Raw genomic sequence first — 583 nt, forward strand, 5'->3', positions numbered from 1 at the left:
ATCGCGGCGCTCTACAAGATCGAGGATACCATCCGCGGGTCCGATCCGGATCATCGTCTGGCCGTCCGGCAGGACCTGTCCCGCCAACTGGTCGATGAGTTCTTCACCTGGCTGAAGGCGCAGGCTGCACGCGTGTCGCGCAAATCCGACCTCGGCGAGGCCATGGCCTATATGCTGAAGCGTCAGGACGGCTTCCGCCTGTTCCTGGACGATGGGCGCGTCGACATCGACTCCAACCTCGTGGAAAACGCCATCCGCAGCCCGGCCATGAACCGCCGCAACGCGCTCTTCGCCGGCCACGACGAAGGCGGCCGCAATTGGGCCCGCTTCGCCAGCCTGATCGGCACCTGCAAGATGAACGGCGTCGAACCCTATGCGTATTTGCGCGTTCTGTTCACGAAACTCGCCAACGGACATCTCGCCCAAGACATCGAGGCCCTGATGCCTTGGGCCTACGCCCAGCAAGGCCGGGGTGCATAGGGACCTCGTCTCGTAGTCCCTGACGAGCTACCGACCGTCCTCCGCTTCATCCCGCCGCGACACCGAGCAAGTGCGAAATCAATGGGGCGTGGCCGTCGCTTAC

Annotated in this window: 1 protein-coding gene; it reads left to right on the forward strand. The window is 63.8% G+C overall.

Annotation, left to right across the window (positions count from 1 at the left end; genetic code table 11):
• The coding region (locus tag ACOYQJ_RS26250) for an IS66 family transposase (protein ID WP_422908824.1) at window positions 1-480 on the forward strand (480 nt) is incomplete at its 5' end.
• Window positions 481-583: the final 103 nt, after the last annotated feature.

The sequence above is a fragment of the Pacificoceanicola algae genome (genome assembly GCF_049341065.1).
Lineage (GTDB): Bacteria > Pseudomonadota > Alphaproteobacteria > Rhodobacterales > Rhodobacteraceae > Pacificoceanicola.